The 13,118-nt window shown below is 57.4% G+C and carries 15 protein-coding genes and 1 pseudogene; 9 read left to right on the forward strand and 7 right to left on the reverse strand.

Going from position 1 to position 13,118, the window contains the following annotated elements:
* Window positions 1-432: 432 nt before the first annotated feature.
* On the reverse strand, window positions 433-1,626 hold the full coding sequence (gene trpB / locus HAHE_RS06015) for a tryptophan synthase subunit beta (RefSeq protein ID WP_338689404.1): 1,194 nt from the start codon (window positions 1,624-1,626) through the stop codon (window positions 433-435).
* Window positions 1,627-1,745: 119 nt separating this feature from the next.
* Between trpB and HAHE_RS06020 the strand changes: the two genes are divergently transcribed.
* The 4 genes and pseudogenes from HAHE_RS06020 (at window position 1,746) to HAHE_RS06030 (ending at window position 3,471) form a co-directional block, all read left to right on the forward strand.
* Window positions 1,746-2,045, forward strand: coding sequence for a hypothetical protein (locus HAHE_RS06020; protein WP_338689405.1), 300 nt, complete (start codon window positions 1,746-1,748; stop codon window positions 2,043-2,045).
* 68 nt (window positions 2,046-2,113) lie between these two features.
* Window positions 2,114-2,404, forward strand: a pseudogene (locus tag HAHE_RS21725) (RHS repeat-associated core domain-containing protein); the annotation flags it as partial.
* Window positions 2,405-2,446: 42 nt separating this feature from the next.
* Window positions 2,447-2,905 (forward strand): hypothetical protein, encoded by a 459-nt coding sequence (locus HAHE_RS06025; protein ID WP_338689406.1) that lies wholly within the window; start codon window positions 2,447-2,449, stop codon window positions 2,903-2,905.
* Entirely contained in the window at window positions 2,902-3,471 is a 570-nt protein-coding gene (locus tag HAHE_RS06030) for a hypothetical protein (protein WP_338689408.1), read from the forward strand. The genes HAHE_RS06025 and HAHE_RS06030 overlap by 4 nt, the downstream gene beginning before the upstream one ends.
* A 334-nt stretch (window positions 3,472-3,805) precedes the next feature.
* Here HAHE_RS06030 and HAHE_RS06035 read toward each other — a convergent pair whose 3' ends face one another.
* Window positions 3,806-4,324, reverse strand: a complete 519-nt coding sequence (locus HAHE_RS06035; protein WP_338689410.1) for a helix-turn-helix transcriptional regulator — start codon at window positions 4,322-4,324, stop codon at window positions 3,806-3,808.
* Window positions 4,325-4,652: 328 nt separating this feature from the next.
* Between HAHE_RS06035 and HAHE_RS06040 the strand changes: the two genes are divergently transcribed.
* The 4 genes from HAHE_RS06040 to HAHE_RS06055 all read left to right on the forward strand — a co-directional run bounded on the left by HAHE_RS06040 (window position 4,653) and on the right by HAHE_RS06055 (window position 7,749).
* A complete protein-coding gene (locus HAHE_RS06040; protein WP_338689412.1) occupies window positions 4,653-5,465 on the forward strand; it encodes an RHS repeat-associated core domain-containing protein in 813 nt (270 codons plus the stop codon).
* Window positions 5,466-5,534: 69 nt separating this feature from the next.
* Window positions 5,535-6,209, forward strand: coding sequence for a hypothetical protein (locus tag HAHE_RS06045; protein ID WP_338689414.1), 675 nt, complete (start codon window positions 5,535-5,537; stop codon window positions 6,207-6,209).
* A 329-nt stretch (window positions 6,210-6,538) separates the two neighbouring features.
* Window positions 6,539-7,267, forward strand: a complete 729-nt coding sequence (locus HAHE_RS06050; protein WP_338689416.1) for an RHS repeat-associated core domain-containing protein — start codon at window positions 6,539-6,541, stop codon at window positions 7,265-7,267.
* 23 nt (window positions 7,268-7,290) lie between these two features.
* A complete protein-coding gene (locus HAHE_RS06055; RefSeq protein WP_338689418.1) occupies window positions 7,291-7,749 on the forward strand; it encodes a hypothetical protein in 459 nt (152 codons plus the stop codon).
* A 646-nt stretch (window positions 7,750-8,395) separates the two neighbouring features.
* Here the strand turns inward: HAHE_RS06055 and HAHE_RS06060 are convergent.
* From HAHE_RS06060 to HAHE_RS06070, 3 genes are read right to left on the reverse strand one after another with little or no spacing between them, the layout of a single operon-like run.
* Window positions 8,396-9,034 carry an RHS repeat-associated core domain-containing protein gene (locus tag HAHE_RS06060; RefSeq protein ID WP_338689420.1) on the reverse strand — a complete coding sequence of 213 codons (639 nt, stop codon included), beginning with the start codon at window positions 9,032-9,034 and terminating at the stop codon, window positions 8,396-8,398.
* 38 nt (window positions 9,035-9,072) lie between these two features.
* Window positions 9,073-9,549 carry a hypothetical protein gene (locus tag HAHE_RS06065; RefSeq protein ID WP_338689421.1) on the reverse strand — a complete coding sequence of 159 codons (477 nt, stop codon included), beginning with the start codon at window positions 9,547-9,549 and terminating at the stop codon, window positions 9,073-9,075.
* A complete protein-coding gene (locus HAHE_RS06070; protein ID WP_338689422.1) occupies window positions 9,527-10,333 on the reverse strand; it encodes an RHS repeat-associated core domain-containing protein in 807 nt (268 codons plus the stop codon). The genes HAHE_RS06065 and HAHE_RS06070 overlap by 23 nt, the downstream gene beginning before the upstream one ends.
* Window positions 10,334-10,456: 123 nt before the next feature.
* Between HAHE_RS06070 and HAHE_RS06075 the strand changes: the two genes are divergently transcribed.
* Entirely contained in the window at window positions 10,457-11,473 is a 1,017-nt protein-coding gene (locus HAHE_RS06075) for a tyrosine-type recombinase/integrase (RefSeq protein WP_338689423.1), read from the forward strand.
* Window positions 11,474-11,528: 55 nt separating this feature from the next.
* On the opposite strand, the gene bioD is transcribed toward HAHE_RS06075, so the two are convergent.
* Both bioD and cdaA read right to left on the reverse strand, forming a co-directional pair.
* A complete protein-coding gene (bioD, locus tag HAHE_RS06080; RefSeq protein ID WP_338689425.1) occupies window positions 11,529-12,152 on the reverse strand; it encodes a dethiobiotin synthase in 624 nt (207 codons plus the stop codon).
* A 96-nt stretch (window positions 12,153-12,248) separates the two neighbouring features.
* Window positions 12,249-13,103, reverse strand: a complete 855-nt coding sequence (gene cdaA / locus HAHE_RS06085) for a diadenylate cyclase CdaA (protein ID WP_338689427.1) — start codon at window positions 13,101-13,103, stop codon at window positions 12,249-12,251.
* Window positions 13,104-13,118 lie beyond the last annotated feature (15 nt).

Below are 13,118 nucleotides of genomic sequence, written 5' to 3' on the forward strand. Positions count from 1 at the left end.
ATAAGGAGGTTGAACCGCCAAGACGCAAAGGTCGCCAAGGCCGGACCGACGCAGGTTGAAATTGTGCTCTACTTTGCGCCTTAGCGTCTTTGCGGTTCCAAGACCCGCAGCCCCGAAGAGCCCCGCTCAAACCGACCTCTGAGAAGCCCCGAAAGGGCGCAGGCACTTAGCCACGGGGCTTGCCCCGTGGCACCGAATATCTTGGATATCCGAGCCCCGCGAGGGGCGCAGGTGAAGCACTACCATCCTGTCGGCTGCGCGCCGCCGTTACGCATCTTCGGCGATCGGGAAATCATCGTAGTACGAACCAAGGGGTAAACCCAGCGGCTCACTGCCTCCGTCCTCCCGAGACCGGAAATGGTGTCCCCCGACTTCGCGCTTTGGCGTCTTTGCGGTTCAAAAATCCCTCAAGTGTCGAAGCGACGACCCGGCTCAACCGAGCAGGTACTTCGCCGCCTGCTCGACGTCCTTGTCGCCACGGCCGGAGAGGTTCGCGATGATCACGCTCTCCTTCGGCAAGCTGCCCGCGATCTTCGACACATAGGCCATCGCGTGGGAGCTCTCGAGCGCCGGCAGAATCCCTTCGCAGTTCGCGAGCTCCTTGAAGGCGGCCAGCGCTTCGTCGTCGGTGGCGTAGGTATACTCGACGCGGCCGATGTTCTGCAGATATGCATGCTCCGGACCCACGGCGGCGTAGTCGAGACCAGCACTGACCGAGTGGGTCAGTTCGATCTGGCCGTCGTCATTCGCCAGCAACCAGGTCTTGGTTCCCTGCAGGACACCCAGCTTGCCGCCTTGGAATCTCGCCGCATGGCGCTCCGGGATGATGCCGTCGCCGCCGGCTTCCACGCCGACCATTCTCACGGCCTCATCGTTGAGGAACGGATGGAACAGCCCGATCGCGTTCGATCCGCCGCCGACGCAAGCCACGAGCAAGTCGGGGAGCCGGCCTTCCTTCTCAAGAATCTGTTCGCGGGCCTCCAGGCCGATCACCCGATGGAAGTCGCGGACCATCATCGGGAACGGGTGGGAACCCAACGCCGAGCCGAGAATGTAGTGGGTGGTGTCGACCGATGCGACCCAGTCACGCATCGCTTCGTTGACCGCCTCCTTGAGCGTCGCCTGGCCGGCGGTCACCGCGCGGACCTCGGCACCCATCAGCCGCATGCGGGCGACATTGAGAGCCTGACGTTCCATGTCCACCTGGCCCATGTAAACCACGCACTCCATACCGAAGCGGGCGCAGACCGTCGCGGTGGCCACGCCATGCTGGCCGGCACCCGTTTCGGCGATGATGCGCTTCTTGCCGAGGCGCTTCGCCAGCAGGATCTGGCCGATGGCGTTGTTGATCTTGTGGGCGCCGGTGTGGAGCAGGTCCTCGCGCTTCAGGTAGATCTTCGCGCCGCCAAGCTTCTCGGTCCAGCGGTCGGCGAAGTAGAGCGGCGTCGGCCGGCCGCAGTAGTCGCGCAGCAGGTGGTCGAGTTCCTTTTGGAATGCCGGATCCTGCTTGGCTTCCGCGTAGGCCTTCGACAGCTCTTCAAGCGGTGCCATCAGGGTTTCGGGCACGAACATGCCGCCGAACTTGCCGAAGTGTCCGGTGGCGTCTGGAAGGGTCGTGGCGGCCATGGGCGGGCAAGAAAGCACAGCGGAAGCCCGACGACAGCCGAAAAAATCCGCCACACGGCTGCCGCAGCTGCCGCATTTCCCCGGTAACGCTTTCGCCGGGCGCCGCATTTCCCTGCTGAATGAAAACCCATCCCATCCCCGCCGCCGTCGCGGCACTGGCGGCCTCGACCCTCATTTCCCAAGCCATCCCGGTCGGAGGCGAGGCGATCCTGAAGGAATACGACTCCAACCGGAACCGCCAGATCGACCAAGCGGAACTCGATACCCTCGAGCCTTCGGTGAAAAAGACGCTGATGAAGCGCTACGACAAGGACCTCGACGGCACCATCACCAAGCAGGAACTCGGCGTCAGCGACCGACCCGAAAAACCGAAGAAGAAGGGTGGCGGCGGCAAGAAGAAGAAAAAGAAGAAGCGCTGAACGCCCGGCCGTTCTCGGGATCCCAAAATCACCTTCCGGAGAGTGCCCCAATCTGCGAGAATTCATGGATGCTTAGTTGCGGTCGTCCCCGCTCCTCACGGCCAGCGGCCCACCGCTTGAGGTCGGGGCACACCCGCACGAGTCCACCTCGTGCTCCGCTGCCCACCCAAGAGACCCAGCCCCAGCCAAACCCCGAGCGGCGAAGACCGACCCAACCCCGCCTCAACACCGTATTCAATGAATACGGCTTCCGATACTACCACCCCGAACTCGGACGGTGGGCCTCACGGGACCCGATTGAGGAGGCTGGCGGGATCAATCTGTATGGGTTTGTGGGCAATGCGACCAGAAGGCGGGACACACTGGGCCTTACTGAGGATATTGCAGATTGCGAGGAGGCTATGAAGCGTCTCGATTTTGCACTATTTTTGTATCACCCGCCTGAGTATGACAATTCGGACCATATCGAAGAATTGCGCTCTGTAGTTCGCAACCTTTGTGGCGATGTGCAAACCTTTGAGTGCGAGCGCCAAGAAGGAACTTCCGGGTCGGGCGTCAGCACTGATTTCCGCTGCTCCGACGACAATGCATGCGGCAAGACATGCTGGTACGATTGCGTGGTTACCAGCGGGCCTGATCTAGGAAAACTGTTCGAGATTCTGGTCGAATTCACGGTCGACAACTCTGATCGAAGATCACACGAAGTGCTGTGTCCTGACTTTAGAGCGAAAGGCTATCTTGATGAAGGCTTTACGCCCAATGGTAGTTACATAGCAACCTTTGCGGTCTTTGGTTTTGAGGTATGTAGACCGCCGGTGGAATGGGATGTAGAAAAATACAGAGAGAACAATAGCCGATGAAACACGACTACTTAGTGGCTGCAATTTTTGGTGTGATCTTTGCGCTTTATTCAAGGCTGCCAGCCGACGAATTGAAAAATGAATCGATTCAGGTCCTCGGTAGGCTCGGTAAGGTTGGATCGGAAAAGAACTATAACAAAGTTGTATCCGAGGATGCCAAATCGTCGGTTCGAGTTGCGCGGAGAGGAGAGCGGACCGAAGTGACTGCTGACCTTCTGGGGGTCGAGAGGCATCTTACGCTAAATGGACTTCTGGAAATGCGAGAATTTTTCTTCTTCCAGGGAGGGGTTTGGATATTGTTTTCACGCCGAGATCCCGTCCTTGCGAAACCGGTGTTGCTTGCATGCATCCACCAAAACCAAGCTCACGACAAATTCTATGATGCTCAACTGAAAGAGAAAGAAGTCATGATTCGAGACGTCTTTGGGCGAGAGGGCGAGTTCTTGATACTCGGGATCTCTTTGCCTGTACCAGATCCAAAGACAGGTAGATCCTTAGTCAAAGCAAAAGTTGACATTGCACTGCTTTCAAAGGCTAACGTCGATGATTGGGTGACTTCAAAATAGCTCCGCACAACCACGTCGGACATCGGTCCGTAATAGTTGCAGCCAACCGCAATGGGCTTGCCAACCGGTAATGATGCCAAGTTTCGGATCAAAGCTTCTCGTGCGCAGTGGCCCTGCGGGTGCTTGCAATCTTATCGTTTTGAACGCTTCAACACCCGGCCCCTCTCCCAATCCTGTGCTGTCCCGACCAGTCCGAACCCGCGCCTTGAATTCCATCTTTCAGGCAGCGCATCAGTTCTTCACGTCGGTAAGAAACGCGACTTATCCGATGATGTCGTTGACAGCTTGGAGCCTTTGGACAAATGCCGCAACTGCCGGGGATCAGAAAAGCAATTCAGCTGGCGAAGATGCTCGGCACGGAGTGTTCATGGCAAAACGCCTCGATTTTCCGCCGACCACTTCCGCTTGGAAGGCGACGAAGGTTTTCCCAATCAAGAAGTGTAACGGCTCCAACTCCCATCTGTTTCGCCATTTCCCATTGCGCGAGGCCAAGCCGCTTCCTGATTGCGCGGAGGCGGTGACCGGGCTCACTGCTTGAGCAATCCCATCCATCCCGATCCTTCCGGACAGTTCGTAGACGTGGTTGTAAAAAGTAGCTGTGAAGATGCTTGTGAAGGTACTCGAAGTACTGCTCCCGCTCCTCCTTCTTCAGCCGGTACCACACCGCGATGTTCAGAGTCCGCGTGACCTTCTGCATCATGGCGAGGGTGAGCATCCGCCCCTTCCGCGCGCGCTGGACCTGCTTGTGGGTGAGCTGCTCCGGGGAGGCATCGACCATGTCGTGGTTGCTCAGGCCCCACTGCTGCATCAGGGCGTCAACCGGCTGGGTTCCCAAATCTCGCGCTTCGCTCATGGGCGGAGTCTGACTGGCGCCCGCCGGGCTGGCAACCGGCAAGCAAAGGACCCGCCAAACCCGGAATCAGATACCCGCAGGTCGGCTCTGGGAGAGCCTTTCATCGCTGGGGTACTTCCTCGCTGTCAGCGCTGGGATCCTCGAGTTTTCCATTCCGCCGCGCTGGCTGCTGGGTTCGTGCTCGCGTGGGGGCTCGCTCGACCACGCGTAGAAACTCGGAGAGTGGCGAGAGCCGACTGACGGGAGGTCCACTCCACCAAACTGATGGGGCCCAGGCTCCCAGATTTCACCTTTCAAAACAACCGCCGAGTCGCCACCATTCTCTGCCGTGGCTTTCTGGTCCAACGTCCGCCTTCACGATGACCCCGTACCCCCGGTCGGGCGGAGGAGGCTGAACATCTACGGCTTCCGATACTACCACCCCGAACTCGGGAGATGGGCCTCGCGGGATCCGATCGGGGAACGCGGCGGGATCAATCTGTATGGGTTCGTGAGGAATAGGGCGACCTACCGGGTTGATTTCTTCGGCTTGGCTGAGCCCGGATCGAAGGCTCTTCCTGTTCCGCCCAAGCAAGGTCCATGGTTGCCTGGGGCTGGCTTTGTGACCCCCCGAGAAGGCCCCGATGACGCGCCGGACATTTTCCCGGATAGTCGTTTGGATAGCGCTTACATGGTGGACATGGTGCTCCACGAGCAAAGCTATGAGCGGCATTGTTGCTGTCTGTATCGAAACTCCAGAAACCTGGAGCCAATCGGGAGGGATCGCATCAACAAGCGTGGATCTTTGATGCCGAGTCACGAGACGAGTGTTTACATGTACGTAAAGGAGCCGGAAGGCGGCTGTGGGACACTACCGAGGAATATCAAGGTGCGCATACTCATAGTTAAGTCGGGCACCGCCGGACGGAGTCACCGGCTGCTTGAGGGCGCAGATGGAACTGTTCACGCGGAGAACTTCAACTACCGGTATTTTGATCTGTGCGACAAGGATGCTTCAGGCTTGATGTCGAAGACCGCTCAAGAGGTTGAGCTGGATCGTATTCGAGAAGATTTGAACGAAGAGTACGAGAGGATTGAGAGTGAGCACAAGAACCCGGGGCCATTTGGAACAGGGGACGATTTCGACGAAGGCGATTGGTGAAGTGTGCATCTAAGAGCTATGAATCCAAGATGCTTCCGACTGATGGCGAGAAGCGCACCCTCGATGATCGTGGCTGCGCTTCTTCTCGGATGCGCGGCTTCGACCTGCGAAGCGGAAGATCCGGGGCGAAGATCGGTTCGACTATTGTGTGAAGGCGATGCGATCCTTCGCGATGCGCTGCAGGTTGCCGAGCCGCAGGCAGGGCGCAATTCCAAACGAGTCGCCTTCTCAATGCTGGCTACTTCCCTTTCCTTTGCGCAACACGGTGGTGCTGTATTCGAGTTTCATGCGAAAAAGGAGCTGGGTGACGAAGCCGCCAAGCTGAAATGCTCCAAGCTGGATGTGGCCAACCGCACGATCACGTTTTCAGTTGACTATGGCCCTTCGGTTGGGCTGGGAAACCGCTACTTCTCGATTGTTTACCAGGTTCAAATTGCTCGCGCGATGTCACTCGAATTGCTGGGGGATGAAGCTAATATGGAGATTTCGTATGAGGACTTCCTGAAGTCCTACAAGCTCTGGTGCCACCAAGCGGCACGTGTGGTTTCACGACAGAGAGCGAAGGACTTGGCTGACTGGGTTAGCGAACACGAATCAGAGCCCATCAAGCAATGGCTGACGGTTGATGAGGGGAAGGAACTCCCTGAGTTCTGGGCACGTAACGAGGACATTTATGACCGGAGTGCGCGGACGCTTTATCGGTCGTTTGTCGAGGCGAAGGAGATTGCCTTGGGTGATCGATAGTGCATCACGGCCCGCAGCATTTCTTGGACTTCCCGCCGCTGCCGCTGAGGCATGGTTCGTTGCGGCCGACGCCGACCGGTGTCCTTCGGCGGGGTCTGTTCAACGGGGTCGGTCCTCGCCTTTAGCATTTGCGACGGGTTCCATGGTAGTATCGAGCAGGCGGTTTGAGGCGGTGCGGGTGGGCGGAGTCCGTGGCGTCTTGCGCTCCAGTCGGCGGCGCGGCGGGTGGCATGGAATCCCCTTTCCGGTGAGGACGATCTCCAGTTCGTCGGAGTGACTGCTTCGAATCCCCTTTCAAAACGACGATCATCCGGTCACTATAGTGCGTCGTGGGTTCCTGCTCATCTGCTGCAATTTTTGACCAAGCGCTTCAAAACAGAAGCGCCTTCGCGCTCTTCTACTACGGCTTCCGGTACTACCACCCGGAACTCGGGAGGTGGATCTCGCGGGACCCCATCGAAGAAGAGGGTGGCGTAAGCCTTTACGGATTCGTTGGAAATGACGGGCTTAACGGATGGGATCTATTGGGGCTGTTACTAGATGCGACCAATATCAAAGATGGGGAACCATGCTCTGAATGTTGCAAGACCTGCGAAATTGATGGCTCTAAACCGAAGATTGCAAACAACGGCACCAAGGGCCATTTGGTGAAGGCCAAGGTAGTCAGACCAACCTTCAAGGATATTTGCTTATCCGATAAGTGCGAGGGGGAGTGTTGCGCGGCGACTTTCACTTGGTGGACCTGCTACTACAAGTTCTGCAAACAGAATACAGGGCAATATTTTGAGTTGACGGTGAAACCGGAGCGTGAAGCGGACGGCTGGAGAGCTGTTACTGTAATGGTTAAAGCTTGGCGTTATTGTAAGTGCAACAGCGGCAAGTGGGAGTGCAAGAACAGCGAAGAAAAGCAAGAGAAGGAAGATTATCTTAGGAACAAATGGGGAGGCGAAAAGGTATATTATGGAGAGTCAAACAGACTCAGTTTCATACTGGATGACGACAAACGCCCGGAAAGCGCCAATTGGATTCTGAGCACCAATAGGAATACAATACAATAATGAGATGTGCTTTTTCTATAGTGGTGGCGCTCGCTATGCCTTCGTGCGATAACCACAAAAGTGGTGCGGGAGAAGCGCTATCTGGGTCGGTCGAGGCTCATGACGGCATCCAGCATGACCTGAAGATTCCAGAAAGTGGGGCGCAGAAAGACATTATTATCTCGAATTGGTATCTGGACCAATATAGAGCGTTCGACACCCTTAACAAGATCGAAGGAGTAAATTTGGAGTCTGGCACCAAAATAAGCGAATCCCCGGATAGCCTGCTCAACAAGCAGCTTACTTGCTTGAAGACGCTCGCGCCTGATGCTTTTGAATCAAGTCCGGTCATGAGCTGGTTCGAGGATCAGGAGTTGGTTGTTAAGGGGCTCTATTCCCAATTGGGAGTAGAACTGGAAATGAAGGATGCTGGATCCACGACTTTGAAATGGGCCGGTGATATAGTCGAGCTCCAGAAGCGCGCTCTTGAAGAGCTGAGATAAATAGAAGCCGATGCAGGCTTCCCCTGTTCTGCGATATCTGCTCGACCGCGACGAGCCGATCATCATTCTCTATCCGGACCTTTGCCAAAGTGTAAGCTTCACCTCGCGTGGGACTGTAGGCTTCCCCTGTTCTGAGGCCACGGGAAATGGGAGAGTACCGCTCGGCAGTCACCGATCCGATTCCTCTCATTTCAATTTGTCCCACGCGAGGGGAGACTTAAACAGGAGCTTGCAGGAATCCTTTGATGGCTACGGTCGCTTTGGCCTCCTGAGGCGGACCGTCTTCTGCGATTCGTCAATGTCGCACTTGATGCCTATCACTTCACACTCCGAGACAAGCAATCCCACTTGACCTCCAAAACCGTGTGTGCGGGGAGAATGCCATTCAACCAAACTTGAATCGACCACAAGCTTCCACCCCTCACTTTTCTCAAGGGCAGATTTAACCCGGTCAGAAAAAACATCTATTGATTGACCTTTGCTGATTGAGACCCAACCAAGTTGGGAATCCAAGCCTGACGGCTGTTGGCGGGCCGATCTGTCAACCACCAAGGATGACAACGACCATGATGCGAGACCTGCAAGCAATAGATATGCAACGAATCCGATCGAGGTGCGAGTTCGTATCCGAGCTCCTTGGGACGAGTTACTCGCACTCACAGCAAACTTTGATAACCGAAGCTTTTCTTACGGAATTGCGCTCGAATCCAATGTTCTTGCTCTCGATTGTCAGTAAGACGGAGGTCCCGTCATTCGCCAACCTTACGCGCTGAGAACCAATTGATGGGGCCTTGACTAACGCAACCTCCGTGACCCACCACCCCTCTTCACATGGCGAGTTCCAAACGGCTGTGATCGCACTCCCAAGGGCTTCCTCTTCGCCATTGATAAGCTTGTCGAGCTGATGCACCGCCACATCCGCCTGAGTAAAGTTATCGAGCCCGTCCGCCTCAATTGGGCCAACTACTTTCCTATTCTCTCCGCTACAGTCCTCCAGTTCACGGTCGAGTTGGTGCGGATTTTCGAGTTGAGGCGGCACTCGCTCACCACCTGGAGTCAGGCCACCTCCATTAACGGGCACTTGACCGAAGACGTCCAAAAGATTGACTCCGTCATTATGGACAAAACCGTAGAGGTTCACCCCACCAGCTTCGTTAATCGGATCCCGTGACGCCCACCGTCCGAGTTCGGGGTGGTAGTACCGGAAGCCGTAGTAGGATAGCTTGAGGGCGCCTCTGCCTTGAAGCGCTTCGTGAAAGAATCGAGTATTGAAGCAGAGACCCACGATCCGCGATTGTGACTAAGTGATGCGGTTAGTTCCAACTACTTTACATCGGGGTTTTCTCGATTCGTCCCCAACGCCGCCGTGCTAAGTCCCCGTATTAACAACTCCCGGAATCTGCTCTGGAGTGCTTGATCATTGATCTCATGCAGGCCGGCTGTCAGCAAAGCGCCGGTTTTGCTGAAGAATACGGAGGCTTTACTGCCATCGCTTTTTGCGTAGGTCCCAACTCCGAAAATTTGGTTCGCGACTGGAGAGTCGGGGCGAACTCCGTCAACAGATCGCTGAACGTCTTCCTCATGATCCTCTCGAATCCATTGAGAGATTCGAATAAGAAGCTGTAAATCTTCTTCGCTGAGTGACATGGTAACCACGCTATTCTTCGGAGAAATCGGAGCGCCTTCCTTGTCACGGAATTGAATTTCAAAAGCGTTTGGGGCATCTTGACCTCTTGCCAAAGATGAACCAATCAAGATAAAAAGGGCGACAAGAACCCTAAGGGATTTTCGAGCATTCATTGAACAACGCTTTTGCTTTGGCGATCGCTGCGTCCATACCCGCTATTGGGTCCCCACTAGTCAGGCATGACTTCCTGCACGAGAGAGCGGATTCTGTGGCAATAGCTGATTCTCCTAACGCTCTTGGCGCCCCTGCTTTCGCTTGGATTTCGTTGCAAAGGCAACGCTCGCAACGACCAGACTGCGCGTGAGTTTTGATTTTTCCGCAGTGCTGAAGTGCGTGAAACAACTCTTCATACAAGAAGCGAGTGAACTCCAGCTGATCGTCAGATCTGTTAGCACACATGCGAATCTCGCGTGTATTCCTGTCATAAAAGCCCCGACTGTCCGCCTTAGCCCGAGGATCGGAGTCGCAGCAGATACACCTAAGGTTTAACTCGCACTCAGAATCAAACTGCTTGTGCAAGATAGCAAGCTTCTCTTGCTTCAGTGCGGCCGCTATCTGCTCCTGACAATCACTGATGGCCTGATCCCAAAAGACATCAGCGTTGGGTTCGTAGGTTCCATCCGGCATGATGTTGCCAATTGGAGTCGGTACGGGGACTTCAGAATTGGGCAGGGGAGGGAAAACCCACAGCCCGAAAGCATCAACTTGATTGGACGGAGCGTTCTCTGAAAAGCGATAAAGACTCATTCCGCCCTCTTCCCCGATGGAATCCCGCGAGGCCCACCTTCCGAGATCCGGTTGGTAGTATCGGTAGCCGTATTCATTGAATACGGTTCCCGGTTCCGTTTCGGCCGGATTCCTGAGCTTTGTCGCCGAGCCTTTCTTAAAGAAACCCACGGAATCCCTATACCTGCGCTCAGCCCTTGGGGGAAGCCAGAAGCAGCTGGCGTCACTGGAGGAATCGGTTTCGCTCACCCCGATCCGCGGCTATGTTGACGATCCACTAGAACGGAGCTTGCGATGAAACAGGATGCACGCGGAATCGAACGGGCCCGGCGGATGCGGGCCTGGCGGGACAAACCGGGTGGCGCACGGGCCAACCCCCACCCGGAGCTTGAAACTCCGCTTGGGGTTTTAGTCTGTGACTGGCTTGACGAACAACGGGAGCGGGGTCTGCGACCCAGCAGCATCGCCAGCAGGCGGATTCTTCTCCGAGGGTTTCTCCACTGGTGTGGCGAGCAAGGAGTCACCCGGCCGGAGTGGCTGTCACGCGGGCTGTGCCGGGACTGGCTGAAATCGCTTGAGGAACACCGGACCGCCATGGGCACACCCTACCGGGACTCGACGAAGGAGGGCATGATCCGTGCCGTGAATACCTTTTGCAAGTATCTGGAGGAAAAGCGGCGGATCGATTCAAACCCCCTCGCCGGCGTCAAGGCCCGCCGAGTCCGGGGCCGAAAGCTGCCCAAGGTCCTGGACGAAGACCAGGTGGCCGCGATCCTGGACGCACCCGACACCGGCGATCCGCTCGGCATCCGGGACCGATCGATGCTTGAAACCGTCTATGGGGCGGGGCTGAGGCGGCAGGAGCTGGTCGGCCTGGACCTCGACGACGTCCTGAGAGGAGGCGAAGTGCTCATGGTGCGGCGGACCAAGGGCGGCCGGGAACGGATCGTGCCGCTCGGACGGATGGCCCGAGATTGGCTTTTCCGGTATCTGACGAGGGTTCGGCCGCTGCTGCAGGTGCCAGGTGTCGAGTCCGACGGGCTTTACCTGACCGGCTACGGCCGGCGTTTCTCCGCCGGCTCATGGGGCCACTTGGTCAAGAAACACATGAGGGCCGCCGGAATCACCTGTTGGGGCGGCCCCCACCTACTGCGGCACGCCTGCGCGACGCACATGCTTGAACACGGTGCGGACCTGAGAACAATCCAGACCCTGCTCGGCCATACGCGGATCGACACCACCGAGATCTACACCCACGTAAATCTCGAGCGGGTGTGTGCGGTCCATCACCGATCGCACCCGCGGGGCTGACCCAGGTTTCCGCGGCCCTTCGCCCCGCCGGTGAGTCGAAGGTCGCGCCGCTCCCTCAAAGGAACGGCTCCACATCGACGAAGTCCTGCCCGTGGATGATCTCGGCGATGATCGGGGCGCCGGTGAGCTTTTCGATCACGCCCTTGTTGGTGATCGCCGCGGTGTCCTGTTCTTCCTGGAGGTTGTTGATGACAAGTCCGGCCACCTCGAGGTCGCTGGCACGGATGTCCTCGACCGTCAGGATGGTGTGGTTGAGAGCGCCGAGCCGGTTTCCCACCACCACGATCACGGGCAAGGCGAGATCGGTCGCGAGATCGGCCATGTCGTAGCCTTCGACGAGCGGAACGCGCCAGCCGCCGGCCCCTTCGACGACCACCTTCTGGTGTTCCTTCTCAAGCAACTTGAAGGACGCCACCAACGAACTCGGGTTGATCTCCATGTTCGAAAGCATCGCCGCGACCTGAGGCGCGACCGGGGCCTGCAGGTGGACCGGGTTCACCGTGTCGATGTCGAGCCCGGCCGACGCTTCCGAAAGCGCCACCGCATCATCGCGATCGCCACAGCAGACCGGCTTGTAGCCGACCGCATCGACCCGCGCCTCGCGCAACGCGCGGATGAGCAGGGAGCTGAAATACGTTTTGCCGACTCCGGTGTCGGTCCCCGTCACGAACCAACTCACGGGTTCTCCTCCTCCAAGGCACGGATTTCCTCCTCGGACAACGGTGTCGCGCGGGGCGGATCCTCAACCTCCCACATGCCGTTGCTCTCGAGATACTTATAGATCAGCATCCAGATCACCGTCGCCACGACCAGCGACATCATCTTCGGCCCCCAGTTCCTCCGAAACGCCTTTCTCATCGGTATTCGTCTTGCTCAGGAAGATGTCGGCCATCTTCTCCTTGAATTCATCTTCGGTTAGATTGCGGTGGATCGCGCCTTCCGCGCAGATCGAGATCGCCCCGGTCTCCTCGCTGACCACCACGCACACCGAGTCGGTTTCCTCGGTAAGTCCGATCGCCGCCCGGTGGCGCAAACCCATCGAACGGTCGCTGAGTTCCCGCTGACTCACCGGCAGCACGCACCCGGCGGCCTGGATCTTCTCGTCGGCCAGCAGCATCGCGCCATCATGCAGCGGCGACTTGGGAAAGAAGATCGCCATCGCGAGCTCGGGCGAGAAATCGGCATTGAGCGTCACGCCCGTTTCCTGCTGCCCCTTCAGCGAGATGTTCCGCTCGATCGCAAACAGCGCGCCGATCCGCTTCTTCGACAGCATCACCACGGCCTCGTCGAGGCTTTCGAGGAAGACGATCTGGCGGCGGTCGTTGCGCAGCAACCAGTCGAGCCAGCGGCTGCTGCCGACCCGCGCCAGCGCGGTCCGGATTTCCGGTTGGAAAATCACCGGCAACGCGACCAGCAGGACGAGTAGGCCGCGGGTCACGATCCAGGTGATGACCTGGAACTTGAAAAGCTGAAGCAAGGCTGTGAGCACGACCAGGATCACCACCAGCCCGACCAGGATCCGCGCACCACGCGTCGCGCGGAAGGCACGGTAGATCTGGTAGATCCCGATGCTCAGAATCAGAATCTCGATCGCGTGTCTCCAGTGCTGGCGGATGAACTCCCAAACCATCGTCAGCGGACCCTA

This window comes from Haloferula helveola (assembly GCF_037076345.1).
GTDB lineage: Bacteria > Verrucomicrobiota > Verrucomicrobiia > Verrucomicrobiales > Akkermansiaceae > Haloferula > Haloferula helveola.